The sequence below is a fragment of the Bacillus sp. CGMCC 1.16541 genome (genome assembly GCF_003184905.1).
Taxonomy (GTDB): domain Bacteria; phylum Bacillota; class Bacilli; order Bacillales; family Bacillaceae_H; genus Priestia.
This window is the reverse complement of sequence record NZ_QFRU01000013.1, coordinates 26,101-51,506: the sequence shown is the minus strand read 5'-3', so window position 1 is coordinate 51,506 and position 25,406 is coordinate 26,101. Positions and strand designations below refer to the sequence as shown.

Below are 25,406 nucleotides of genomic sequence, written 5' to 3'. Positions count from 1 at the left end.
ATCTTCTAGCATCCCTTGCCGGTCATCTGTTATGCTCAGATTTTATCGGCAAGGGATGTTGTATATAAACATTCTTTATTTCGTTTTACTCACGAATGTCCCAGTTTCTTTTTTCATTAAACATTATTGAAAGCGTTTTTATATAGTGGTAAAATTAGGAATAGAAAACGTTTACAGGGAGAGCTGATTGGATATGGCGGTTACCATTAAGGATGTAGCAAAGCAAGCAAGTGTATCTGTTGCAACGGTATCTCGAATTCTAAATAATCTGCCGGGCTATTCAGAAGAAACAAAGCAAAAGGTGGTTAAGGTAATCGATGAACTAGGCTATCAGCCAAATGCCATTGCACGAGGCCTTATTAACAAGAAAACAAAGACGATAGGTGTACTATTCCCACATGTTTCAGATTTGTTTGCAAGTGAAATTTTAGCAGGCATAGATGATGTGGCACATGAGCTTGATTACAGTGTCATCATTTGTAAGACAGATAAAGATGGAATTCGTACAATGAAATATTTACAAACACTACGCGAGAAACAAGTCGATGGCATCATCATTGTGAGTGAATATATGACAGACGAGTATTATGAACTGCTCAATAAGATGAACATTCCAGTTGTGCTTGTAGCTACAAAATCCAATTACGATATTCCGTATATTAAAGTAGATGATTATCAAGCAGCTTATGAAGCTGTTACATATCTTATTAACAAAGGTCACCAACATATCGGGATGATTTCTGGTACTGAAAATGACCACATGTCTACAATTCCTCGCGTGAATGGCTATGAGCAAGCATTACAAGATGCAGGTCTCCACGTATCAGACGGTGCAATCGCTTATGGAGATTTTGGATTTCAAAGTGGAATACATTGTATGGACACACTACTTCGTCAAAATCAATCATTGACCGCTGTTTTTTGTGCTAGTGATGAAATGGCGATTGGTGCTTTATCATGTTTGTATAAGTATGGTATTAAAGTGCCAGAAGAAATGTCTGTAGTTGGTTATGATAATACAGCTACAGCGAAAAAAGCGATTCCACCATTGACGACGATCGAACAACCATTATACAAAATGGGGAGACGAGCATTTGAAATGTTAGTAAAAGGGGAAGTGAAAATGAATACGATCTATCCACATCGTATCATTGAACGTCATACGGTTGCAGAGCAACGTCATGTAAGGTTGGTACACAAATAAAAAGAAGATTGGTCGAGGAATATCCCTTGTGACCAATCTTTTTTTAGTTAATTAAACATAGATGTACTATGCATTGGTTGTAATCGTGCTTTAGGATCAATGTAAGCTTTCGCGTTGTTAACGGCTGTTGGTCCTTCACCAAATCCTGCAACAATTAGTTTAACTTTTCCATCATATGTGCAAATGTCACCGGCAGCATAAATACCTGGTACATTTGTCTCTTGTTTTGTATTCACAACAATTGAGTTTTTCTCAATTTCAAGGCCCCATTCTTTAATCGGCCCTAACGATGATACGAACCCAAAATTGACTATGACATCATCTACTTCGATAATTTCTTTTTCCTCATCTTTCGTATTCTCTAACACCACTTGTGTAATCCGGTCTTCACCCACTAGTTCAACTGGGATGTATGGTGTTTTTATTTCAACAGAGGAGTTCTTTAAGTTTTCAACACTATGTTCGTGAGCGCGGAACTTATCTCGACGGTGTGTAATGATCACTTTTTCAGCAATTGGTTCAAGCATTAATGCCCAATCAACAGCTGAATCTCCACCACCACAGACTAGCACTTTTTTACCTTTGAATTTATTCATGTCATCTACAAAGTAGTGAAGATTTGATTTTTCAAACGAAGTGGCATTGTCTAGCTCCATCTTTCTTGGTTGAAATGCACCGTTTCCAGCGGTAATAATAATTGTTTTTGAATAATGAACTTCTTCGTTCGTTGTTAGTTTAAAGACACCATCAGCTTGTTTTTCAACTTTTTCTACAGCTTGCTCTAAAGATACAGTAGGGTTAAATTGCTTCATTTGTTCCTTTAAATTATCAACCAGTTCTTGAGCACGAATTTTTGGAAAACCTGCTACATCATAAATGTATTTCTCTGGATAAAGAGCAGAGAGCTGACCGCCAAGCTGTGGTAGACTTTCAATAATCTTAACGCTTGCTTGTCTCATCCCTCCATAAAAAGCTGTAAACAGCCCTGTAGGACCTCCTCCAATAATGGTAATATCATATACTTTTTTATCTTCTCTCAACATGATCACCTCTATAATTATGTATAGGATAGTTTATTACTTTATGATAGCATAAGGCAATTTAAACGTTTAGGATTCAAAATTGTTCTTCTCTTCATTAGGTTTTTCGATAAGGAATCATTTAACCCTGCAAGAAAACAAAGAAATTTTGTAATGTGAATGAAAATTTCAAACGTTTTAAATCCCGGAAATAGGGCTTGAAAAAGTTTGTAAAAAAGAATATGATGTTTGATAGACATATTGTTAATTTTTTATGACATTTTTCTAACAAAAGTATGTACTTTTATGGAAAAGTACGTGAAGTAGTTCACAAACTTGTTGTAGATAAATTTGTGTTATGCGATGGATAGGAGCATAAGTTCATGCTCACACTAAATAAAAAGATATTTCCGCAATTATTATTGTTTTTATACTTATAATCCTTCGCAACTATAAATTAAGAAAAGGTGGATGACATCGTAATGAGAAAGCCAAAGGTTGTTGTTCTTGGTGCTGGATACGGCGGCATCATGACTACTGTAAACTTACAAAAGAAACTAGGTGTAAGTGAAGCTGATATTACACTTGTAAATAAAAATGATTACCACTATGAAACAACATGGTTACATGAAGTTTCAGCAGGAACACTACATCACGATCGTTCTCGCGTTCCGGTAAAGAACCTAATTAACGCAAGTAAAGTTAATTTTGTACAAGATACGGTTGTTGACATTAAAACAGAAGAAAAGCGTGTTATTTTAGAAAATAGTGAATTAGAGTACGATTACTTAGTGGTTGCATTAGGGTATGAATCTGAAACATTTGGTATCAAAGGTTTAAAAGAGCATGCATTCTCTATCGCTAATATTAACTCTGCACGTCAAATTCGCGAGCATATTGATTATGTATTTGCAACGTATAACAACGAAACAGAAAAACGTGATGAGTTATTAACAATCGTTGTTGGTGGAGCTGGATTCACAGGTATCGAGCTTGTAGGTGAATTAGCAAACCGTGTTCCACAACTTTGCAAAGAGTTTGATATTCCTCGTGAAAAAGTACGCGTAATCTGTGTAGAAGCAGCTCCAACAGCATTACCTGGTTTTGATCCAGAGCTAGTTGAATATGCGGTTACACAACTTGAGCGTAAAGGAATTGAATTTAAAATTGGTACAGCAATTAAAGAAGCAACAGAAGAAGGAATTATTGTTGCGAAAGATGACCAAGTAGAAGAAATCAAATCAGCAACAGTCATTTGGGCTGCAGGTGTACGTGGAAGTCACTTGATTGAAAAAGCAGGATTTGAAAACATGCGCGGTCGTGTAAAAGTAGATCCTCAATTGCGTGCTCCAGGAATGGACAACGTGTTTATCGTTGGAGATTGCTCATTAATGATTAATCCAGAAACTGAGCGTCCATATCCACCAACAGCGCAAATTGCAATGCAACAAGGTGAAACATGTGCACATAACTTAGCAGTACTAGTACGTGGACAAGGTGAAATGCAAGAGTTTAAGCCAGACTTAAAAGGAACAGTATGTTCATTAGGTCATGACGATGCAATTGGTGTTGTATTTGGTCGCAAACTATTTGGATCAAGTGCATCATTCATGAAAAAAGTAGTCGATAACCGTGCACTTTACCTACAAGGTGGCGCAGGTCTAGTGATGAAAAAAGGGAAATTTAATTTCTTTTAATAAATAGTTAAAAGACAGCAGGAGAAATCCTGCTGTCTTTTTTTATGTTTTGGTTTAGTATGATATATTCGATATGAAGGGGATGAAAGAAGATGACAAACAAAAGAGGAAATGTATGGCTAGCAGTAGCTGGAATAGTGAAAGACTCAGCTAACCGTTATCTTGTTGTAAAAAAGAAATACGGGGGATTAAAGGGAAAGTGGTCGTTTCCAGCAGGGTTTGTAAATGAAGGTGAAACGATGGATGAGGCAGTGATAAGAGAAGTATATGAAGAAACAGGAATTACAGGGGAGGTTTTAGGTGTCGTAGGATTACGCTCCGGTGTGATTAAAGAAGAAGTTAGTGATAACATGGTGTTATTCTTAATAGAAGCTGTGACAGAAGAGGTTGTCATTCAAGAGAAAGAGTTATCTCACGTGACATTTATGAGTAAAGAAGAATTGAAGCAAGATCCGGACTCATCTTTACTGATACATCAAATGATCGATCATGAGTTAACGGTCTTACCTGTACATAACAATCTAGATCCTGGAAAGCACTTCGGTTATACATCGTATAAAGTGTTTTATTAACTAAAAAAAGGTTCGGGCATAGGTAATCACCTTAAAAGTAGAGCGTGTAGATAATAAAGCTTGCAAAGATAGCTTGCAAAGATAGCTTGTAAAGCGAATAAGCAATCCACTTATTTGTTCACTTGATTTATATTGACGGTTTTTTCCGCTTTCAGTACACTTAAAATTGTGTGTATATAGGGGGTGAAAGCCGTGCAAATGAGTGTACCTGTTTTATTAATCTCAATTCTATTGTTTTTCGTCTTGTTTTTTGGTATCGGTTTCTTATTGAATATGTTGTTGCGTATGTCGTGGATCATGGCCATTATTTATCCAATTATCTTTGTGTTTATCATTGATGACATAAGGTTTATTGAATATTTCACAAACCCATCATCGTCATTTTCTCACCTTGGAGATCGACTAGTCTCAATTGCAGCAGCAGATTTAATGATTTTGCTTTCTGGATTAGCAGGAGCTGTGATGTCTGGAATTGTCATCCGTTTGTTACGTGCAAGAGGATATCGTATGTTCTGAAAAAATATCTTGTTTGTAGTAAACAACTATTTTTTACTGAGCCTTCTATCGCTAAAATCCACTTCTACATGGGTGTTAGTGATGGGAGGCTTTTTCTCTCACGAATAATTTGCTTCATTGTTGGAAACAAATAGATTCGTGAGAGGAGTTGTTAAATCGCCAATGATAACTAAGGTGATAAAAAGAATCACAATGAGTATTTTGTTTGTTGGTGCTTTGTTAACGACATATGAATCCGTGTCAGGTGTAGAAGCAAAAACAGTGCTTTCATTCTTTTATAATCGATCTGTTCATTACTGGAATGGACTACCCATGCATGAAGTAGAACGTACAGCTACTGTTGCAGCTGTCGATGTAAATGAAAGTGTGACCACATTAGAAGAGGCTTATGATTGGTCAAAATACCCTGCTCATGACGTGTTAGCAACAGGTTATACGGCTGGATATGAGTCAACCGGAAAGAAGCCGGGCCATCCGGAATACGGGATTACGTATTCGGGAGTAAAAGTGAAACGAGACTTGTATTCAACGATTGCGGCAGATCTGAACGTTTTCCCAATTGGGACGATTCTATTTATTCCAGGCTACGGGTACGGTGTGGTAGCAGATAAAGGTGGAGCGATAAAAGGAAATCGTCTGGATTTATATTATGAAACCGTTCGTGATGTGTATGAAAGATGGGGCAAAAAAGAATTGAAAGTATATGTGGTGAAAAAAGGGAATGGCGCGTTAACAGAAGAAGAGTTAACGATGCTTAATGAAGACGAAGCTCAGCAAGTATTCCGTCAGCAGCTGAAATAAATATTCTTTTTATAAAAATTCGTGTGATTTAACAAAGAGAAGGTACACTGTGCTAAGTTGCACCATGTTCACACAGTTGTACCTTGCCTTGCATTTAACTATACCAAATGAAATGAACAAGAAAGGCCACAATGATTCCTGTTATGGCGCCAAAGAAAACTTCAATTGGTTGGTGCCCTAATAGCTCTTTTAGTTTTTCTTGTTTTTCTCGTTCTTCTTGTGTAGGCCACATTTTTGCTTCTTCGACAACTCGATTGAAGTCTTCAACTAATTGATTTAATACTGTTGCTTGCTCTCCTGCATGACGTCTCACACCGGTGGCATCAAACATAACGATCACAGCAAAAATCGTTGAGATGGCGAATAAAGGAGAAGATAGCCCTTCTACAAGTCCAATTCCAGTTGTGAGTGATGTAACAGCTGCGGAATGTGAACTTGGCATGCCTCCCGTACTAAAGACCAATCCCCAATTCGCTTTACGCGTCGCAATAAACTCAATGGGTACTTTGACGACTTGTGCAAATACAATTGCAAGTAACGCACTCCAAAGTGGAAAATTATGAAACAGTTCCATATTCTTTTACACCTCTTTATCTATATAAGCTCAACTAAACTAGTCGATAACCTCTAAAATGAAAAGAATTTTACAGAGCGATTTAAGATTTTTGATTTTACTTATAGGGGACTCATCTACATGGAGGGCGTCAATCACTTTACGAGGAGTTGTCTAGAAAAGAAGACATAACAGCGTACTTGTTATGTCTATTTTCTATGTCAGTTTATATATGTAAGATTATTCTAGAATTTGTTATGATAAATATATCCCCTTTTTTTAGCATATAGTGATTAACGGCGATTGTCTAGGAGGAAATCGACATGTCTTTGTATCCGCTCGAATATTATGAGTTTTTTGTGAAATTCAACGAAGGAGACTATTATACATGTCATGATTTATTAGAAGAAATATGGATGATAGACAAGCAAAATTTATTTTTAAAAGGGTTGCTTCAAATGACAGTGGCATTGTATCACTATGGATATGGAAACGTAAAGGGCGCACGTACGATGATGCAAGCAGCGATAGCATACTTAAAGCCTTATGAACCTATTCATTGGGGGATTAACATTGAAGAGCTACAATCATTTATGAAAAATTGCCTGCATCTGATACCATCACAGGTGGATCGAGTACCATATGAAGAGGTTTACACGCTACCGGATTTACCTAATCTTATTTTATATATCAAAGATTGAGGAGGACTTGTATGTTTTCAGTAATTACAAAATACGAAATGAATCAACCATCAGAAGCTTTAGTGTTAGGTGTTTTTAATGAAAATCAACCGTTAAATGGATTAATAGGTGAACTTGATCGTCAGTTTAATGGCCAGCTTCTATCTCTCATTAAAGAAGGAGATTTGTCTGTTAAACCAAAGAAAATATCAAAAATACATACATTTGGCAAAGTAGGAGCAAAACGCTTATATTTTGTAGGCTTAGGAAAGAAACAACAACTAACAGGAGAAGGTCTACAAGAAGCATTTGGTCAGCTATTTAAAACAATAAAAGAAGATAAATTAAAAGAAGTAACTGTTGCATTAGATACATTTCTAACAAAAGATATGAATGCTGAGCAAATCGCACATCTACTAGCCGAGGCACAACCACTCGCTACATACCAATTTGCAGATTATAAAAAGAAATCGAACGAACCAGAGAAGTGTCTCGAAAGTGTGCAAGTGTTCACACAAGAAAATGAGGAAACCATGTTAGAACATTTAACGACAGGATACATCTATGGTACAGCGACAAATTCAGCGCGCACATTGGTGAATTTACCTGGTAATATGTTAACGGCAACAGACATGGCTAATTATGCGGTAGAACTTGCGAAAAAGTATGAGTTTGAATATGAAATTCTAGACAAAGAAGAAATGGAGAAACTCGGAATGGGTGCTTTTTTAGCGGTCAATAAAGGGTCAGTTGAGCCTCCTAAAATGATTGTGCTAAAGTACCAAGGTAAAGAGCAATGGGAAGATGTTATCGGTCTAGTGGGAAAAGGGATTACATTTGATACAGGCGGATACTCTATTAAGCCAAAAGACGGCATTGTTGGAATGAAAACAGATATGGGAGGAGCTGCATCTGTACTTGGAGCAATGGAGATTATTGGTGAGCTCCGTCCAGCGCAAAATGTGATTGCAGTAATTCCATCTACAGACAATATGATTAGTGGGGATGCATTAAAGCCAGATGACGTGATTACAGCGATGAGTGGCAAGACAATTGAAGTGCTAAATACAGATGCAGAAGGGCGTTTAGCACTTGCTGATGCCATTACGTATGCAAAACATCATGGTGCACAGTACCTTGTTGATGTCGCAACATTAACAGGGGGAGTCATTATTGCTCTTGGTACACACACAACAGGGGCGATGACAAATCATGAGTCGCTTTTTGAACAACTATTAGAAGCGAGCCATGAAGCAGGAGAATCTATTTGGCGTTTACCAATTACAGAAAAAGATAAAAAGCGTGTTCGTAATAGTCAAGTAGCAGATTTAAATAATTCACCTGGTCGTGAAGGGCACGCAATTATGGCGGGTACGTTCATTGGAGAATTTGCAGAAGATACACCGTGGGTACACTTAGATATCGCGGGAACAGCAACGACTTCATCGGCTCATGAGTTGGGGCCAGCAGGAGCAACAGGTGTAATGGTTCGCACCTTAGCGGACTTTGTAAATAGATTTGAGAAGTAATTTTTGTGTAGGCTTTTATTAGATACATACACGTTAAAACATCCCTTGATCGAACGTGATGACAAGGGATGTTTTATTGTTATGAATTTAACGTTTCGTGACAACACGGTACCATCCACCCTTTTTTTCGTTAAAACCTTGAAAGCGAGCGGGTTGTAAATAGTGAAAGGTCGAATACTTTTGAGCTTCTTCTAAAATGACACGCTTTAACTCTTCATGAGGTGTCATACATGCATAATTAAAGGGTGAATCAATGACGTTATAGCTCATTTTGGTTTGTCCTATCTTTTTGAAGTTGTCCTGTTCTGCTCCCAATTTAATTACATCAATATGATTTATTTTGTGTGAGCTACGCTGGACTGCGGCAAGAATACCGATACGATGAAAAATGTCTAAACTTTTAGGTTGTAATAGTTCACCTTTATATGAATGAGACGTTCCTTTTAGCTGTTCAGCAACGCATACATCTATTCCACACTTAGCTAATTTTAGAGCAACAGTAAGTCCGCCAATTCCGCCACCGTTTATTAAGATATTTGTTTTCAAACAATCACCACCTATGTATTTTCCGCATTTTTTATCTTCAAACTTGTAAGCTCTCTTTTTAACAGGTATGTTACTTGGATTTACCATTGACATTTTTAGATTTCATACTATAATGAGTTTATTGATTTAATTCTCTAATGATTTAGCACAATAAAGTATTTTGGGGGTTTCATTATGAATGCAGTTGTCATCGCTGTGCTTGTCATGTTAGTGCTTAGCTTATTACGAGTGAATGTTGTCTTTTCACTTGCCATTGGCGCACTAGCAGGAGGGCTTACAGGTGGTTTAGGATTAGATAAGACAGTAGAAGTGTATACAAGTGGTTTAGGAAATAGCGCTTCGGTTGCGTTGAGCTATGCTTTGCTAGGCGGATTTGCTGTAGCTGTATCCAAAACAGGGCTACCTGATGCGGTAGTAAAGTTCGCTCTAAACATTGTACGTAAAAAAGGTGACACAAAGAGACAAGCATTATCAAAAGTACTTGTGATTTTAATTGTGTTAATTATTTCTTGTTTCTCTCAAAACTTAATTCCAGTTCATATTGCATTTATTCCATTATTAATTCCACCGTTATTAAAAGTATTTAATGAACTGCAATTTGATCGCCGTTTAATTGCTGTGGTTATTTCATTTGGACTTATTACACCTTATATGTTTCTACCATATGGGTTTGGAAGTATTTATCATGACATCGTACGAGGAAACATGGAACAAAATGGTTTAACTGTTTCGTCAAGTGATATTCCAGTAGCGATGGCTTTACCAGCATTAGGAATGTTAATTGGTTTATTAGTAGCCATTTTTATTTCATATCGAAAGCCTCGTGTATATGAAAACATTGAAATTGCAAATCAAGAAGAAGGACAAGACTATACAACGAGAGGTATCTTGTTTTCTTTAGCGGCAATCGTTGTAGCCCTTGTTGTTCAAATTCAATTAGATTCCATGATTTTTGGAGCATTGGCTGGTATTGTCGTTGTGTATTTTAGCGGCTCAATTAAATGGACTGAAGCAGATAGCCTCTTAACAGGTGGTATGCGAATGATGGCATTTATCGGGTTTGTAATGATTTCAGCAGCAGGTTTTGCGAGCGTTGTTCAAGAAACAGGTCATGTTGAGACATTAGTAGCAAATGCGGCTGATTTTATCGGTGGTAGCAAGTTATTAGGAGCACTTGCTATGTTATTAGTAGGGTTACTTATTACGATGGGGATCGGTTCGTCCTTTTCAACAATTCCAATTATCGCTACAATTTTCGTACCATTATGCATGCAATTAGGAATGAGTCCTTTAGCAACGATTGCAATTATCGGAACAGCAGGTGCACTAGGAGATGCAGGTTCGCCAGCATCAGATAGTACACTAGGGCCAACGTCAGGATTAAACGTAGATGGACAACACAATCATATTTGGGAAACGTGTGTGCCAACATTTTTACACTACAACATCCCATTAATTATTTTTGGCTGGTTAGCTGCAATTATTTTATAATCAAACATGGACTCTAGAAAGAATATTTTTTTCTAGAGTCCATGTTTTTATTTTTGTTCAAGACTATTCGCTGTGCCACTGCATTGACCTAATGCACTTTCAACAGCTTGCAACGATTGTTCAATTTGTTGGCGGTTTCCTTGCTCTTCTACTGTTTGTAATGCATTTTGTAAGCAAGACTTTGCTTCGTTTAATGCTGTACAAGAATCTTGAACGTAACCTCTAGCATTTTTTTGCATGGTAATTCCTCCTTTAATTAGTCGATTTTAGTATGGATTGTTCTCCATAAATTATGAGTAGAAGAAATAATAAATATATAAAACGCAAAAAAGGAACTGTTGAAGAAATAATCAGTTCCTTTTTATCCTAATTGTTGATAAGGAAGCACTTGTAATGCAGCTTCGACTTTTGTATCTAAGTCTTTTATCTTTTTTATCGCTAGTTCATGTTCAATTTGTCGATAGTGGTGGTTACCACCAGGCTCTTCGTCTGCTTCATCTGCTAATCTTACGACTGTTTGTAGAGGACGTTTTTGAAGTTCACCGTCAGGAAGATAAGAGTCTGTATGAAGTAAGATAGCTAAAGCAATTTCTTTTGCGTGTTGTGGGTTCTCACCAAGTCTAATTAATAACTTGTGAGCGCGCTCGGCACCTTTAATCGCATGAATATCATTTTTCTTGTATTTTTCGTAATCCCACTTTCCGTTTGTATACCATTCGTAGTGACCAATGTCGTGTAATAAAGCGGCTTTTGTAGCTAAATCTGGATTTACATTAAATTGCTTGGAGAGACGAAGGGCGTGGTATGCAACTGAAATAGCATGAGCTAAACCAGATCTTGTTAAATATTTTTGAGCAATTGGATGTGTGAAAATCTCAAATAATGTAACATTTCTCATCGTATATACCCTCCTATAAAAATAACGTAAAAGATATATTTCAAACAACACTATCATATTTGTACAGTAAAAACAACAAAGGTGTAACAAGTTTTTACATGATAATCAAATCTACCTAACTTATAGTATTCTTGAAAAGTAAAAAAGGACCGTCCAACTTTTTTAAACATCAACGCTTGTCAAAGGTTTGTTTCTTATAGAAGAGGACTTTTTTACAGGTTAATTTAACGTACATGTTAAGCTTACCATCTAATGGCCAATGTGATATGGCAGCAATCTAACTCGCCATTCTTATATACGAAGAGAATACGAATGTTATCTGGGGTAAAGGAAGCTTCTATGTCAGATTGTACGCCAGTTGATTTAATTAGTTTTTCAACTTCTTTTGTATTTGAATGTTGAGCTGCATCTTTTATCTTGTAAGCTAGACCTTGTTTTGTATTCATTTTGTTTATAAATAGTCTGACGTCATCTAATACTTGAGGCATCGTTGCCAGAGATTGTTTAAAAATAGATATGTCTACAGGAGGAAAAGGATTTCTAGTCGTGTACAAAAGAGAAGGGGGATAGCAATACAGAGGGTACGTATATGTAAAGGGGAAAGAAGGGTACGCGTGTTTTTTCATAGTGTTATGTGCTCCTTTTTATTAAAAATAGATTACTCTATGTATATCTAACTTACTCTTAATTATTCGGAGTTTGGTCAATTGTCTATGAAGGGATTTTGCACCAAAAAGAAGAACTAAAACTGGTAGTGAAAATAAGGAAACTTAAAGGAGGAAGGAAATGGAATTGAAAAATACATTAATGGAAGCGTTAGGGATTGAAGTGACGCATATGAGTAGTGAGCGAGTAGAGGCGACAATGCCAGTAGATGAGCGAACGAGGCAACCTTTTGGGTTACTGCATGGAGGAGCTTCCGTTGCACTAGCCGAAACTGTAGCTAGTATTGGTGGGGTTGCCTCTATTAATCAAGATTCTCAAGCATGTGTGGGTTTAGAGATTAACGCCAATCATCTTCGTGCTAAAAAAGATGGCTTTGTGACAGCTATTGCTACACCTCTGCACAAAGGAAAAAAAACAATGGTTTGGGAAGTAAAGATTGTAGATGAACAACAAAAGTTAGTTTGCATTTCTCGCTGTACATTAGCGGTTATAGATAAAGATAAATAAGTGTAAAAAGGGGACGCTCGTCTAGAAATAGGCTGTTTGATTTAGGTCATGACAACTGTTGGAGAAAAAATCGAATATCAATGGACAGATAGAAGAGGGATTGTATGTGTGAAGGACGCTAGCCTTCCACTTTAACGGTTTCCCTCTTTTTATAATGATACTGGAAGAAAAAATGGACTAAAAATTCAAAGAAAAATTTTAGAAGTAAGGCAATCATACCAAACATTTAGACACGCTTTTGAATAAAGTAGTATAAGAAAAAATTTTTATTGTATAATAAAAGAATATTTAGAATATTTTAATGTGTATGTAAAAAAGAGGCCTACAGTAGTAGATGTCATGATATAATAAAAGTAGTGAATACGTACGATTAAATAGGAAAGAGGTGAAAAAATGGACACCAATCAACAGTATTTGTTTATTGATTTTGAATTTACGATGCCCGAATCCAAGGGGAATCCAAAAGGTTTCTATCCTGAAATTATTGAAGTAGGACTTGTACTAGTTGTTAATCAAGAAATACGCGCTCGCTTTTCTTCCTTTGTAAAACCTACGCAATTTCCAACGTTAACTGAACGCTGCAAAACCTTTTTAAGCATCCAACAAGATCAAGTTGATGAAGGAATTACCTTTTTAGAATTAATGGAACAAATGTCTCAATATGAAAAGGAGACATCGAGTACCATTATTACATGGGGCAATATGGATATGAAAGTATTAAAACATAGCTGTCAAAAGAATAACGTTCCCTTTCCATTCGCAGGAAAACAAATTGACTTATCAATGGAATATAAACGATTCTTTGGCGATCAAAACCAAACAGGATTATGGAAAGCTGTTCAAGAGTATGGGAAGGAAGGAACAGGAAAGCACCATTGTGCATTAGATGATGCACTTACAACCTATAATATCTTTAAGTTAGTTGAAAATGACAAAAGATACTTAGCGAAGCCAGCTCCTACTACAATTGGAGATCGAATTGATTTCTCGAAAGTATTAAATAAATTTGCGTTATAAAAGCCAAATCACTAATGAGTGAATTTGGCTTTTGTATTTAAGACCGAAAATAGTCAGCTTTTAAGTTCTCTAATTGTTGTTTACTTTTTGCTGCATAATCACTTCCATCATCCTTCAATGAGTTATAAAGTGTTTCAAGCGATTCTTTTAAGGAAGTTTGATAATCAGGTACTGCTTCTGTATAAAGTTTAACCATTTGTTTCGGGATGTTTGCTTGCTCACGAAACGCTAACGCACGGCGTTCATGAAACAAAGGGACGTCTGTTTGCTTTGGGTTATGTAAGTCTCCTTGTTGAGGGTGCGTCAATACAGCTTTTACACGCACGACATAATGGTGATCACGAATATTTGTGATGTCTCCAACATACTTCCCCGTTTTATAGATTGCTGTCACACAATCTCCTATGTTTAATTCAAGTCTGTTCATTATCTTGTCACTCCTTCATTGTTCGATATAATGATAGTATAAAGGATATAGTAGGTTGTTCCATAATGAAAGGGTGTACAAGTTGATAAATATGTTTGTTTTACAGTTGTTTTTATACTTTCCGGAAGATAAGTCAGAGTATCTCCCTGCATCAATTACAATGGCTGTTTTTATTATAGCAGCGATCGTCACATGGAGATTAATCATTAACGTATCAAAAAAGGAAGCTCAAAAAGCGAAAGAATTCGAAGAACAATTAAAATTAAAGAATGAAAATCATAAGCTATAATCAATGGATTAAGCAGTTTTCTCAACGTTTAAAACGAGGTTTGCATGGACAACCTATGTTGAGAAAACTGTTTTTTTTGTTAGGAGTATAAAGAGAAATGAATGATAACAGGTTCAAAATAATGGAGGTTGCGATGAAAAGAATAGTCATCAGTAGTTGTATCCCTTTTTTATTTTTAACAGGGTGCATGGAGCAAGAGGTCACCAAGAAAGATGTTGAAATACATAATGATGTAGGAGATACGGTGGGCACTGTAACCGTAGAAGAAGAATCAGATGGGGTGAAGTTAGACTTTAAGATGGACGGATTACCACCAGGCGAACATAGTGTTCATATTCATGAAAAAGGAAACTGTGACTTTCCTGATTTTAAAACTGCAGGTAACCACTTTAATCCTGATAAGAAGCCACATGGTTTGCTTCATCCAGAGGGAGCTCATGCAGGGGATCTACCAAATATGATTGTGGAAGATGATGGAACGTTTGCTGGTAGTTTAACGGCTCCTGGCGTCACAATGAAAGAAGGAAAAATGACATTAATGAAACGTATGGAAGGTTCATCTATTGTTATAACAGAGAAAAAAGATGATGGAATGACACAGCCATCTGGAGATTCGGGTAAAAGAATTGCATGTGGTATTATCTCGAAAAACAAAGAAGAAGAGAAAAAAGAGGGCAAGTCTGGAAAAGAAGGACAAAATAAGCCAGGAAAAGAAGAGTGATAAATAACAAAAAGGTCGCTACGACAATGATTAATAAGTCGTAGCGATCTTTTTACTTGTTATTGCAAGGCAGTTTTTATACGATGTAAGCCATCAAGAAGCGTAGAACGTGGACAAGCGATGTTTAGACGAATAAAGCCACTACCGTTTTCTCCATACTTTGTACCTAGTTCTACCGCTACTTTTCCTTTTTTAAGAAGGAGATCATTCATTTGTTCATCTGTCAGGTTAAGATTTCGACAATCAATCCACATTAAATATGTTCCTTCAGGCTTAATGACGTCAAGGCTTGGCAGGTTTTCTTCTATAAATGTTTCAACTAGTGTAACATTTTCTTTTAAGTATAAAAGTAATTCATTCAACCAGGACTCTCCATACCGATAAGCAGCTTCCATTGCGACAATTCCAAAGGTGTTAAGGGTGAAGAAGCCTTGCTTTTGTTGTTGTTTATTATATGCCTCTCTCAGCTCTTCATTTGGAATAATGATAGCGGAGGCTTGCAAGCCAGGAATGTTAAAGGTTTTACTAGGTGCAACACAAGTAATGATACGATCAGACACCTCTTCACTCAAGGAAGAAATCGGTATATGTTGATAAGGTGGATAAATAAGGTCCGAGTGAATTTCATCAGATAGTAAAAGGACATTATGCTTTGTACAAAGCTTAGTGATCTTTGTCAATTCTTCTTTTGTCCATACTCGACCAACTGGGTTATGAGGATTGCAAAGAATCATCAATGTAACGTTGTTGGCGAGTTTTTGTTCTAAATCAGCAAAGTCTATTTCATAGTGCCCATCCTTTAAGAAAAGTGAGTTTTCAACAACTTGTCGTTCATTCAACTTTACCATCTCAAAAAAGGGAGTGTATACTGGAGATTGAATTAGAACTTGATCGCCTTGCTTAGTGAAAGCTTGAATAGCCATACTAATGGCAAATACAATTCCAGGGCTGTATATAATTGATTCCTCCTGAACTTTCCATTGATGCTTTTTATATAACCATTGAATGAGTGCATCTGATGTTTCAGAAGAGGCGGCTGTATAACCAAACACACCATGTTTTACACGTTCTTGCAGTGCATCAAGAACATGAGGTGGTGCTAGAAAGTCCATATCCGCTACCCATAAAGGGAGGACATCGGCTGAACCAAAAAATGTTTCTGTCTTGTCCCACTTTACCGATTGTGTTTGTTTTCTGTTAATAACCTCGTCAAACAAATAGTGTGTCATAAAAACATAAAGCCTCCTTTAAATAGATGGTGATGTATAATTAGAGTGCACGTTTGTGTCTGTAGTTGTCAATTAAATGAGTTAAGTGAAAATAGAGTAGGTGATAAAAGATGAATGAAGCTCAACAATCGAATGTGAAAATAATGGAAAATTTATTAAATTGGGACCCACTAGGCTATGGAAAGGGATCTTATGAAACAGAAGTAGTGGATGTGTTGCAAGCTGTACATGTGTATGATTCTGTTTCAGTATTAGCACAAAAAATTCAAGATATTTATGAGTTTTCCTTTGAAGAATTAATTCCCCTCTCAACATGTGAGAGAAAAGCACAAGAGCTGTTATTCATTAAAAATAGCGGAACTTGTGAAAGATAGACTGAAATAAAAAACAAAAAGGTTACGTCGAACAAAAGCAATAAGTTGTTTCGATGTAACCTTTTTTATTTGAGCAATATAAATGGAGACCGTGTAACGTTACGTTTGCTTAGCCGAATAAAAATTCTAACATATGATTAGAGATTACCTCTGGTTTTTCCTCTGGTAAGAGGTGACCCGTTTTTTCAAATGAAATAAGTTGAGATACTCGCAAATCTCGCTGTAATCTCTTGCCAACTTGTAATGGAACAACACGGTCTTCCTCACCCCATACAAGTAGACTTGGATGTTCAATTTTTCTTAAATCCTGGGAAGATAGATCTCCTTCGCGATCGCGAATCATTTTTGTTAAAGCCATAAAAATGGTGTCGTCTAAAAACGGCTGGGTATAGCCTTTTACCATCTCATCATCAATCAACTGGTGATCAAATACGACATTTTGTAGGTTTCCAGTAACCCCTTTGCGAGCGAGCCATGTTTTTACCCATAGATAGAAAAAGGGGACATAAGAAGACATAACCAATCCATAATGCGCTTTTTGTAAGTAACCAGAACTACATAAAAGAACAAGCTTCGTCACAAGTTCCGGTTTTTGTTTGGCGACATTTAGTGCAATCTGTCCTCCCATTGAATGTCCAACTACTATTACATCTTTTAATTTTAGTTGCTCGAGCAGGGACACCACAGTTTTAGCCAAGTTGTGATAAGAATAAAGAAAAGTGAGTGACTTTTCGCTTTGACCAAAAGGAGGTAAGTCAATAACGATTACTTGAAATTCTGTACATAACAACGGTACTAAACGACGGTAGCTAAAGCTTGATGATAAAAATCCGTGAAGCAGTACCATTGTTGGCTTAGTAGGATTGGATGAGTACAGTTCATAATAAACATTAATGTCGTTAATGTTACAAACGTTAGATGTTTTATTGATCATCATTTTCACTCCAGCTTTGTTTTTTTGTAGTGTGCCCGTCGATGTCTTAAACTGCTCATTTTTCTTTTGCCAATTTTTTCGATAAATCATAAGGCGGATTGGTCAGGTACTTATCGTCTGATATAATAGAAAAGTCTAAAAAGATTGAATATAGGAGGTAATGTGTGTGTTTTTAGAGGAAAAGGAATTAGAGATTCTCGAAATTCTTGAAAAGAATAGCCGTATCTCAATAGATAGTGTTGCGAAAATGGTTGATTTAAGTGTGAAAGAAACAGAAGAGATCGTAAAGAAATTAGAAAAAGAAAAAGTCATTGTACAATATTCAACGGATATTAACTGGAGACGAGTAGATGGACACGAAGGTGTAACAGCTATGATCGATGTAAAAGTAGCTCCCAAAAGAGGAGTAGGGTTTGATGAGATTGCAGAGCGTATTTATCGCTTTCCGGAAGTGAAATCAGTGTACTTAATGTCTGGAGCGTATGACTTATCAGTGATTGTACAAGGACATTCAATGTCTGAAGTTGCCTATTTTGTTTCTGAAAAATTATCAACGCTCGATTCAGTTTTATCAACGACTACACACTTTATCTTAAAGAAATATAAACATGATGGAACCATTTACGAACAAGGCGATGAAGATCGTAGAATCGTGGTGTCACCGTAATGAAAGAACGGTTATCATCCAAAGTACAGCAATTGAAACCATCAGGTATTCGCCGCTTTTTTGATTTAGCAGCTAGTATGGATGATGTCATTTCTTTAGGGGTAGGAGAACCGGATTTTGTTACTTCTTGGGCGGTTCGAGAAGCTAGTATTTTATCTTTAGAACGTGGATATACCTCTTATACTGCAAACGCTGGACTGTTAGAATTACGTCGTGAAATTGCTAAGTATATGAAAACTCATTTTTCGGTTTCCTATCGTCCAGAAGATGAAATTATTGTAACCGTTGGAGCTAGTCAGGCGTTGGATTTAGCGATGAGAGCAATCTTGAATCCAGGTGAAGAAGTGATTGTAGTAGAGCCCAACTTTGTTTCTTACAGTCCATTAATCGAGCTTGCTGGTGGAAAGCCTATCGCAATTGAAACGACAGAGGAGACTGAATTTAAGCTTCAGCCAGAGCAAATTAAAAAGGTAATCACCAATCAAACAAAAGCTATTTTATTATGTTCACCTAATAACCCGACAGGAAGTTCATTAACAAAAGAAGAGCTTGAAGCAGTTGCGGAGATTGTAGAAGCTTATGATCTTCTTGTCATTGCAGATGAAATTTATGCGGAACTAACGTATGATGATGCATTTACATCAATTGCTTCACTACAAGGAATGAGAGAAAGAACCATTATCGTATCTGGATTTTCGAAAGGGTTCGCTATGACAGGGTGGCGACTCGGTTATCTTTGTGCCCCAAATGAAATAGCAGAGGCGATGCTGAAAATTCATCAATACACGATGATGTGTGCTCCAACGATGGCTCAATACGGAGCTATTGAAGCATTAAGAAATGGACAACAAGATGTGGACGAAATGAGAAAAAGTTATCGACGTCGCAGGAACTATATGGTGAAATCATTAAACGAAGCTGGTTTGCATTGTCATCTTCCTGGTGGTGCTTTTTATGTATTTCCATCGATTAAAAGCACGGGACTTACATCGGAACAATTCGCAGAAAGATTGTTAATAGAAGAGCGTGTGGCTGTTGTTCCAGGAAATGTATTTGGAAAGGGTGGAGAAGGTCATATTCGTTGTTCATATGCTTCTTCGATGGAATCACTGGAAGAAGCGATGAAACGTATCAACCGATTTGTGTACCAATTTCAGTAATAGAAAGACAAAAAAGAAGAGCCCTGCAACGGGCTCTTCAAACATATAAAAAGGGGGGAATACTAGAAAGCTTATATGATTACTATATCCAAACATTTGGGGAGTTAAACATTTATTTTAAATCAGGTGCATTTATTTCTTCATACTTATTTGTGTAGACCATTTTCATAAAATCACGATACTGTTCATCATTAAGTTCTTTTACTTTTCGTAAAACAACTTTTGCTTTTTCTACACCCATTTCTGTAATCAACACGTGCAACTCTTCGTCTATTGAAACAGCGTGTTGTTTTTCATCTGTATTCATTAACTCACTAGCTGGAATGTCAAGCACAGTCGAGATGCGTAATAATATTTGAGTATCAGGTAATTGTTCACCTCGTTCATACTTCTGAATAGTAGACAAACCTACACGTACTTTTAACGCCAAATCTTGTTGGCTCATCTTTTTTAGCTCTCGGTATAATTGAATGTTTCTCCCAATTGATTTCATTACATAACCCCCAATACATTAATAAGGTGCTTTCTTTTATCATATCATTGAATGGTCTTTTTGTTTGTGAATATTCTGAACAAATCATGACACTTTTACTTTCTGTAAACGAAAGTAACCTACTTTTAGTCAATTAAAAAAAGCTGCTGAGAAGAATCTTCCCAACAGCTTAAAGTGTCGTCGTTTCAACACCCTTTAAAAGATGCCCATGATTTGTAGAAAGATAAGGATAATACCAATTGGTACAACAAAACGAATGCAATAATACCAAATAGTAAAGGTAGAAGCTAACGTTTTTGAGCCAATTGAAAATTCCTCTTTTAACACCTCTTTTGGTATCTTTAATGAAATAAAGATTGAAATAAGAAACGCACCTAAAGGTAATGCGATATTAGCTGTAATATAGTCAGCAAAATCAAAAATAGTTTTATTAAAAATGGTCACATCTGCTAGAACTCCAAAAGAGAGAGCAGACGGGATACCAATGATGAATGTAATAAGGCCTGCAGCCCATGTTGCTTGCTTTCTCTTTTCCTGTTTGCCTTTTACAGAAACGGATACGAGAATTTCTAAAATCGAAAACACAGACGTTAACGTAGCAAATAATAATAAGATTAAAAATAAACTTAAAAATAAAGAGCCAAAGATCATCTTATCAAACACAGCTGGTAAGACTACAAAGATAAGTCCAGGTCCTGCATCTGGGGAAAAGCCTAATGCAAACACAGCTGGGAAAATCACCAGTCCTGCCATAATAGAAATGAAGATATTCAACACGACAACAGATGAAGCTGATTTTACAAGGCTTTCTTCTTTCGATAAATAAGAGCTATAAGTCACCATAATGGATAATCCGACTGTTAAAGCAAAGAAGGCTTGTCCTAATGCTGTGATGAATGTATCTGGCGTAACTTGATCAAATTTAGGTTGAAATAAAAACTTCACGCCTTCAAGTGCTCCATCTAAGCTCAATGAGCGAATGACTAGTACAATGAATAATAAAAAGAGTGACGGCATCATAATACGGCTCGCGCGCTCAATCCCTTTTTGGACGCCTCCTTGTACAACCAGAATGGCCATGACCATAAAGATAAATTGAGCAATGACGACTTCATAGGGGTTGGCAATGATTGAATTAAAAAGTTCTTCGTATTGATTATTTGAAAGGCCAATCATTTGCCCAGTAATACTTCGATAAAGATAAGATAAAATCCAACCACCAATTACGCTGTAAAAAGATAAAATAACCCCTGCGGAGATAGCCCCCAAATACCCAATATAGTGCCATTTACCATCAGGTGCAATTTTTTGATAAGCTCTTACTGCATCACGCTGTGTATGGCGACCTACAATGAATTCTCCTAATAGCATTGGAGCTCCAATTAATACAGTGAAAAGAATAAATAAAAGTAAAAAGACGCCTCCGCCATTTGTCCCGGTCATATAAGGGAACTTCCAAATTGCTCCTAGCCCGATTGCTGATCCTGCAGCGGCTAAAATGAATCCAAGCTTAGATGTCCACTGTTCATGTTTTTTCATCTATGACTAACTCCTAACTTAACGATTATGTAAAAAGTCGAACCAATCCGACATATTTCTACATAATACTACGTGAAGTTTTGAATGTACACACTTTTCTTGCAATTTATAATATGAAGTTTTATTCATTATCCATAGAGTTGAAAAGAAACAAAAATGTGTAAAAAGATCTGTAAATATCCATTAGTATGGCCTAATCTACTCTTTTTACTAAATGATTTCAAAAGTAGTCGTTGGAATGTTTTTTATAGATGTGGAAATATTATGTATAATTGAGAGCGAATTGATTAAGTAAGTACGAAGGTGTATGATAAAAAGAAGAATAAAAAAAGAGAATAAAAATATCCTAAAAAGTGTAAAAGATAAAAATGGATAAAGACCTTTTTTGATTCATTGCGAAAACTGTGGTATAATTTTATATTGCCTGTAAATATGAAAATAAATCGTTAATTAGGAGTGTTTATATGTCAAAGTTTGAAATTGGTAGTGTATTAAAAGGAAAAGTAACGGGTATCCAACCTTATGGTGCGTTTGTAGCATTAGATGAAGAAACTCAAGGTTTAGTTCACATCTCTGAAGTAAAACATGGTTTCGTAAAAGACATCAACGAGCATTTAACTGTAGGTGACGAAGTAAATGTAAAAGTTCTATCAGTAGATGATAAAACAGGAAAGATTGGTTTATCAATTCGTGCAACTGAGCCAGCTCCAGAAAAGCCAGCAGCTGCACCGAAAAAGCCAGCAAACAAAAAGCGTCAAGGTCAAGCAACTGTGCAAAACTACACAGAAGCTCCACAAGGTTTCAACACATTAAAAGAGAAACTAGAAGAGTGGATTGATCAATCAAACCGCAACGACTTAATCAAAAAATAATGCTACTAAAAGCATAATAGTAAAACATTGGTTCTTCGTGAGAGGAGCCGATGTTTTTTTTATGCATGTCAATGAAAGTATATGAAAAACCCTTGATTCTCTTTACTTTTTTGCAAAATTCGTTCAATATAAAAATGAAAGAATAATGACAATTTAAACAATTTAGACGCAGGGGGATATGTCATGGCAACAGTAACAAACAACATTATTGAGCAAACTGAAAAGTACGGTGCTAATAACTATCATCCGCTACCAATCGTAATCTCAAAAGCAGAAGGTGTATGGGTACAAGATCCAGAGGGAAATAAATATATGGACATGCTTAGTGCATATTCAGCAGTAAATCAAGGACATCGTCATCCTAAAATCATTCAAGCACTAAAAGATCAAGCTGATCGTGTAACGCTCACATCACGTGCGTTCCATAATGATCAACTTGGGCCTTGGTATGAAAAGATTTGTCAATTAACTGGTAAAGATATGGCGTTGCCAATGAATACAGGTGCTGAAGCAGTTGAAACGGCTGTAAAAGCAGTTCGCCGCTGGGGATATGAAGTTAAAGGTATTGCTGCTAACCAAGCTGAGATTATTGCTTGTGAAGGGAATTTTCATGGGCGTACAATGACAGCGGTGTCTTTATCATCAGAAGCTGAGTATCAACGTGGATTTGGCCCAATGTTACCCGGAATTAAATTAATTCCATATGGTGACATCGAAGCGTTAAAAGCAGCGATTACACCGAATACAGCAGGGTTTATGCTTGAGCCTATTCAAGGAGAAGCAGGAATTGTTTTACCACCCGAGGGTTTCTTAAAAGAAGCATATGATGTATGTAAAGAAAATAATGTTTTATTTGTAGCTGATGAAATTCAAGTTGGATTAGCACGTACAGGTAAATTATTTGCTTATGAGTGGGAAGGCATTACACCTGACTTACTTATTTTAGGTAAAGCATTAGGTGGAGGGGTATTCCCAATCTCATGCGTAGTGGCAAATAAGGACGTTTTAGGTGTCTTTAATCCAGGATCTCATGGATCTACTTTTGGAGGGAATCCGTTAGCTTGTGCAGTTTCTTTAGCTTCTCTTGAAGTCATTGAAGACGAAAAGTTAGTGGAACGTTCATTAGAGCTTGGGGACTATTTAAAACAAAAGCTAAGTGAAATTAACAGCCCACTTATTAAAGAAGTGCGGGGACGAGGGTTGTTTATTGGAGTAGAGTTACATGAAGCTGCTCGTCCATATTGCGAAGAGTTAAAGGGTAAAGGTCTTCTTTGTAAGGAAACTCATGATACCGTTATTCGCTTTGCGCCACCTCTTATTATTTCAAAAGAAGAGTTGGATTGGGCAATTGAGCGTATTGAGCAAGTTTTAACAAAATAAAAGCATTCATTTTTAATGAAAGCGTCCTTACATTGTACTGTAAGGACGCTTTTTGTCCAACTTAATGAGTTGTTTTCGGTTCTGTGCGTTCTACTTCTGCAGAAGGCTTAAATAATAATCCAAGGTTGATGAGACCAGCAATTCCCACTAAACCGTAAATGATGCGTGAAAGAGCAGATGCTTGACCGCCGAAGATAGCAGCCACTAAGTCAAATTGAAAGAATCCAATAAGCCCCCAGTTAATCGCTCCGATAATTGTAAGAACAAGTGCAATACGTTGAATACCACTCATAATGGAAATCCTCCTTATCATAATGTTTCACTAATAGGTTGTTTTATTTTGGTGAAAATATGCATGTTGTTGTGAAAATTGGTTATCACTTTATAAGTAAGCTATTTTCTTTACAATGTGTTTTTGGTTGTTCATAATGTGGCGTATAAGGAGGTTGGATCACATGAATAATTTCACATTTTATAATCCGACAAAGCTTATTTTTGGTAAGGGACAATTAGAACAATTAAAGAATGAACTAGAGTATTACGGTAAAAAGGTACTGCTTGTATATGGTGGAGGCAGTATTAAACGTAATGGTCTTTATGACAAAGTTGTAGCGACGTTAGCCGAAGTAAATGCTGAGGTGCATGAACTTGCTGGAGTAGAGCCTAATCCGCGCTTAACGACGGTTAAAAGAGGAATTGATATTTGCAAAGAGCACAACATAGAGTTTTTATTAGCTGTTGGTGGAGGCAGTGTTATTGATTGTACAAAAGCCGTTGCAGCGGGTGCAAAATACGATGGTGACGTATGGGATATTATCACGAAAAAGTCACCGGCAACAGAAGCATTACCTTTTGGTACGGTGTTAACTCTTGCAGCAACAGGATCTGAGATGAATGCAGGGTCTGTTATTACGAATTGGGAAACCAATGAAAAGTATGGATGGGGAAGCCCGGCGACATTTCCTCAATTCTCAATTTTAGATCCAGAAAACACATATACAGTTCCAAAAGACCAAACAATTTATGGAATTGTTGATATGATGAGCCACGTATTTGAACAATATTTCCATCATGTGTCAAATACACCTCTTCAAGATCGCATGTGTGAATCAGTTTTAAGAACTGTAATTGAAGCAGGTCCAAAGCTAGTGAATGATTTAGAAAACTATGAGTTACGTGAAACGATTCTTTATAGCGGTACGATTGCATTAAATGGCATGCTACAAATGGGTTACCAAGGTGATTGGGCAACTCATAACATTGAACATGCGGTATCAGCTGTGTACGATATTCCACATGCTGGTGGGCTAGCTATTCTATTCCCTAATTGGATGGAATACACAATGGATGAGAATGTGTCACGTGTTGCACAATTAGCTGAACGTGTATTTGATGTAGATCCTAGTGGTAAGTCAGAGAAAGAGGTAGCTCTAGAAGGAATTCAAAAGCTTCGTGAATTCTGGACAGGCTTAGGTGCACCAACACGATTAGCAGACTATGACATCACAGATGAAAAAATTGATCTCATGGCAGATAAAGCAATGGCTAACGGTGAGTTTGGTAAATTTAAAGTGCTAAAGAAAGACGATGTCGTTGCGATCTTAAAAGCTTCTCTATAATACAAA

At 36.7% G+C, this 25,406-nt stretch carries 30 protein-coding genes; 18 read left to right on the top strand and 12 right to left on the bottom strand.

Translation table 11 applies throughout. The features are described from left to right. Window positions 1-193 precede the first annotated feature (193 nt). Window positions 194-1,204, top strand: coding sequence for a LacI family DNA-binding transcriptional regulator (locus DIS06_RS13405; RefSeq protein WP_110113755.1), 1,011 nt, complete (start codon window positions 194-196; stop codon window positions 1,202-1,204). 47 nt (window positions 1,205-1,251) lie between these two features. On the opposite strand, the gene DIS06_RS13400 is transcribed toward DIS06_RS13405, so the two are convergent. Then, window positions 1,252-2,244, bottom strand: coding sequence for an NAD(P)/FAD-dependent oxidoreductase (locus DIS06_RS13400; protein ID WP_162595975.1), 993 nt, complete (start codon window positions 2,242-2,244; stop codon window positions 1,252-1,254). A 461-nt stretch (window positions 2,245-2,705) separates the two neighbouring features. On the opposite strand from DIS06_RS13400, the gene DIS06_RS13395 reads away from it, so the two are divergent. From DIS06_RS13395 to DIS06_RS13380, 4 genes are all read left to right on the top strand, one after another. Next, window positions 2,706-3,920, top strand: a complete 1,215-nt coding sequence (locus DIS06_RS13395) for an NAD(P)/FAD-dependent oxidoreductase (protein WP_110113754.1) — start codon at window positions 2,706-2,708, stop codon at window positions 3,918-3,920. A gap of 92 nt (window positions 3,921-4,012) precedes the next feature. Then, window positions 4,013-4,492 carry an NUDIX domain-containing protein gene (locus DIS06_RS13390; RefSeq protein ID WP_110113753.1) on the top strand — a complete coding sequence of 160 codons (480 nt, stop codon included), beginning with the start codon at window positions 4,013-4,015 and terminating at the stop codon, window positions 4,490-4,492. 192 nt (window positions 4,493-4,684) lie between these two features. After that, complete coding sequence (locus DIS06_RS13385) at window positions 4,685-5,008, top strand: YuiB family protein (RefSeq protein ID WP_110113752.1); 324 nt, start codon at window positions 4,685-4,687, stop codon at window positions 5,006-5,008. Window positions 5,009-5,200: 192 nt separating this feature from the next. Next, window positions 5,201-5,809, top strand: coding sequence for a 3D domain-containing protein (locus DIS06_RS13380; protein ID WP_481746865.1), 609 nt, complete (start codon window positions 5,201-5,203; stop codon window positions 5,807-5,809). 94 nt (window positions 5,810-5,903) lie between these two features. Here the strand turns inward: DIS06_RS13380 and DIS06_RS13375 are convergent, their stop codons facing one another. Further along, on the bottom strand, window positions 5,904-6,383 hold the full coding sequence (locus tag DIS06_RS13375) for a divergent PAP2 family protein (protein WP_110113750.1): 480 nt from the start codon (window positions 6,381-6,383) through the stop codon (window positions 5,904-5,906). A gap of 302 nt (window positions 6,384-6,685) precedes the next feature. Between DIS06_RS13375 and DIS06_RS13370 the strand changes: the two genes are divergently transcribed. Together DIS06_RS13370 and DIS06_RS13365 are read left to right on the top strand one after the other, a co-directional pair. Beyond that, entirely contained in the window at window positions 6,686-7,063 is a 378-nt protein-coding gene (locus tag DIS06_RS13370; RefSeq protein WP_110113749.1) for a DUF309 domain-containing protein, read from the top strand. 11 nt (window positions 7,064-7,074) lie between these two features. Beyond that, window positions 7,075-8,571: a leucyl aminopeptidase gene (locus tag DIS06_RS13365; RefSeq protein WP_110113748.1), complete on the top strand. Its 1,497-nt coding sequence runs from the start codon at window positions 7,075-7,077 to the stop codon at window positions 8,569-8,571. 87 nt (window positions 8,572-8,658) lie between these two features. Here DIS06_RS13365 and DIS06_RS13360 read toward each other — a convergent pair whose 3' ends face one another. Beyond that, window positions 8,659-9,117: an FAD-dependent oxidoreductase gene (locus DIS06_RS13360; protein WP_162595974.1), complete on the bottom strand. Its 459-nt coding sequence runs from the start codon at window positions 9,115-9,117 to the stop codon at window positions 8,659-8,661. A 174-nt stretch (window positions 9,118-9,291) separates the two neighbouring features. Between DIS06_RS13360 and DIS06_RS13355 the strand changes: the two genes are divergently transcribed. After that, window positions 9,292-10,608 carry a Na+/H+ antiporter family protein gene (locus DIS06_RS13355; protein WP_110113746.1) on the top strand — a complete coding sequence of 439 codons (1,317 nt, stop codon included), beginning with the start codon at window positions 9,292-9,294 and terminating at the stop codon, window positions 10,606-10,608. A gap of 47 nt (window positions 10,609-10,655) precedes the next feature. On the opposite strand, the gene DIS06_RS13350 is transcribed toward DIS06_RS13355, so the two are convergent. The 3 genes from DIS06_RS13350 to DIS06_RS13340 all read right to left on the bottom strand — a co-directional run bounded on the left by DIS06_RS13350 (window position 10,656) and on the right by DIS06_RS13340 (window position 12,132). Beyond that, window positions 10,656-10,847: a hypothetical protein gene (locus tag DIS06_RS13350; RefSeq protein ID WP_110113745.1), complete on the bottom strand. Its 192-nt coding sequence runs from the start codon at window positions 10,845-10,847 to the stop codon at window positions 10,656-10,658. Window positions 10,848-10,969: 122 nt separating this feature from the next. Continuing rightward, window positions 10,970-11,506: an HD domain-containing protein gene (locus DIS06_RS13345; protein ID WP_110113744.1), complete on the bottom strand. Its 537-nt coding sequence runs from the start codon at window positions 11,504-11,506 to the stop codon at window positions 10,970-10,972. A gap of 242 nt (window positions 11,507-11,748) precedes the next feature. Then, complete coding sequence (locus DIS06_RS13340; RefSeq protein ID WP_110113743.1) at window positions 11,749-12,132, bottom strand: YuzC family spore coat inner layer protein; 384 nt, start codon at window positions 12,130-12,132, stop codon at window positions 11,749-11,751. A 160-nt stretch (window positions 12,133-12,292) separates the two neighbouring features. Between DIS06_RS13340 and DIS06_RS13335 the strand changes: the two genes are divergently transcribed. Together DIS06_RS13335 and kapD are read left to right on the top strand one after the other, a co-directional pair. Continuing rightward, entirely contained in the window at window positions 12,293-12,679 is a 387-nt protein-coding gene (locus DIS06_RS13335; RefSeq protein WP_110113742.1) for a hotdog fold thioesterase, read from the top strand. 393 nt (window positions 12,680-13,072) lie between these two features. Further along, window positions 13,073-13,696: a 3'-5' exonuclease KapD gene (gene kapD / locus DIS06_RS13330; RefSeq protein ID WP_110113741.1), complete on the top strand. Its 624-nt coding sequence runs from the start codon at window positions 13,073-13,075 to the stop codon at window positions 13,694-13,696. Between the two features lie 37 nt (window positions 13,697-13,733). On the opposite strand, the gene kapB is transcribed toward kapD, so the two are convergent. Next, window positions 13,734-14,123 carry a kinase-associated lipoprotein KapB gene (gene kapB / locus DIS06_RS13325; protein WP_110113740.1) on the bottom strand — a complete coding sequence of 130 codons (390 nt, stop codon included), beginning with the start codon at window positions 14,121-14,123 and terminating at the stop codon, window positions 13,734-13,736. Between the two features lie 91 nt (window positions 14,124-14,214). On the opposite strand from kapB, the gene DIS06_RS13320 reads away from it, so the two are divergent. Beyond that, the gene (locus DIS06_RS13320; protein ID WP_204166800.1) at window positions 14,215-14,412 is read left to right on the top strand and encodes a hypothetical protein; all 198 of its coding nucleotides are present in this window, start codon (window positions 14,215-14,217) and stop codon (window positions 14,410-14,412) included. 133 nt (window positions 14,413-14,545) lie between these two features. After that, a complete protein-coding gene (locus DIS06_RS13315; protein ID WP_110113738.1) occupies window positions 14,546-15,133 on the top strand; it encodes a superoxide dismutase family protein in 588 nt (195 codons plus the stop codon). Between the two features lie 59 nt (window positions 15,134-15,192). On the opposite strand, the gene DIS06_RS13310 is transcribed toward DIS06_RS13315, so the two are convergent. Next, window positions 15,193-16,362 carry a MalY/PatB family protein gene (locus tag DIS06_RS13310; RefSeq protein WP_110113737.1) on the bottom strand — a complete coding sequence of 390 codons (1,170 nt, stop codon included), beginning with the start codon at window positions 16,360-16,362 and terminating at the stop codon, window positions 15,193-15,195. Between the two features lie 110 nt (window positions 16,363-16,472). Between DIS06_RS13310 and DIS06_RS13305 the strand changes: the two genes are divergently transcribed. Beyond that, a complete protein-coding gene (locus DIS06_RS13305) occupies window positions 16,473-16,736 on the top strand; it encodes a DUF1871 family protein (protein WP_110113736.1) in 264 nt (87 codons plus the stop codon). A 109-nt stretch (window positions 16,737-16,845) separates the two neighbouring features. Here DIS06_RS13305 and DIS06_RS13300 read toward each other — a convergent pair whose 3' ends face one another. Beyond that, window positions 16,846-17,673, bottom strand: a complete 828-nt coding sequence (locus DIS06_RS13300; protein ID WP_110113735.1) for an alpha/beta fold hydrolase — start codon at window positions 17,671-17,673, stop codon at window positions 16,846-16,848. 163 nt (window positions 17,674-17,836) lie between these two features. Between DIS06_RS13300 and DIS06_RS13295 the strand changes: the two genes are divergently transcribed. Together DIS06_RS13295 and DIS06_RS13290 are read left to right on the top strand one after the other, a co-directional pair. Further along, complete coding sequence (locus DIS06_RS13295; protein WP_110113734.1) at window positions 17,837-18,337, top strand: Lrp/AsnC family transcriptional regulator; 501 nt, start codon at window positions 17,837-17,839, stop codon at window positions 18,335-18,337. Further along, window positions 18,337-19,497, top strand: a complete 1,161-nt coding sequence (locus tag DIS06_RS13290) for an aminotransferase (RefSeq protein WP_110113733.1) — start codon at window positions 18,337-18,339, stop codon at window positions 19,495-19,497. Before DIS06_RS13295 ends, DIS06_RS13290 begins: the two co-directional genes overlap by 1 nt. Window positions 19,498-19,609: 112 nt before the next feature. Here DIS06_RS13290 and DIS06_RS13285 read toward each other — a convergent pair whose 3' ends face one another. Together DIS06_RS13285 and DIS06_RS13280 are read right to left on the bottom strand one after the other, a co-directional pair. Further along, a complete protein-coding gene (locus DIS06_RS13285) occupies window positions 19,610-19,990 on the bottom strand; it encodes a helix-turn-helix domain-containing protein (protein ID WP_110113732.1) in 381 nt (126 codons plus the stop codon). Between the two features lie 195 nt (window positions 19,991-20,185). Continuing rightward, on the bottom strand, window positions 20,186-21,529 hold the full coding sequence (locus DIS06_RS13280; RefSeq protein WP_110113731.1) for a sodium-dependent transporter: 1,344 nt from the start codon (window positions 21,527-21,529) through the stop codon (window positions 20,186-20,188). 464 nt (window positions 21,530-21,993) lie between these two features. Here DIS06_RS13280 and yugI point away from each other — a divergent pair, with 464 nt between their 5' ends. Together yugI and DIS06_RS13270 are read left to right on the top strand one after the other, a co-directional pair. After that, window positions 21,994-22,401: a S1 domain-containing post-transcriptional regulator GSP13 gene (yugI, locus tag DIS06_RS13275; RefSeq protein ID WP_110113730.1), complete on the top strand. Its 408-nt coding sequence runs from the start codon at window positions 21,994-21,996 to the stop codon at window positions 22,399-22,401. Between the two features lie 183 nt (window positions 22,402-22,584). Further along, entirely contained in the window at window positions 22,585-23,781 is a 1,197-nt protein-coding gene (locus DIS06_RS13270) for an ornithine--oxo-acid transaminase (RefSeq protein ID WP_110113729.1), read from the top strand. Between the two features lie 61 nt (window positions 23,782-23,842). Here DIS06_RS13270 and DIS06_RS13265 read toward each other — a convergent pair whose 3' ends face one another. After that, window positions 23,843-24,073: a DUF378 domain-containing protein gene (locus DIS06_RS13265; protein ID WP_110113728.1), complete on the bottom strand. Its 231-nt coding sequence runs from the start codon at window positions 24,071-24,073 to the stop codon at window positions 23,843-23,845. 163 nt (window positions 24,074-24,236) lie between these two features. Between DIS06_RS13265 and DIS06_RS13260 the strand changes: the two genes are divergently transcribed. After that, window positions 24,237-25,400, top strand: a complete 1,164-nt coding sequence (locus tag DIS06_RS13260) for an iron-containing alcohol dehydrogenase (protein ID WP_110113727.1) — start codon at window positions 24,237-24,239, stop codon at window positions 25,398-25,400. The last annotated feature ends 6 nt before the right edge of the window (window positions 25,401-25,406 follow it).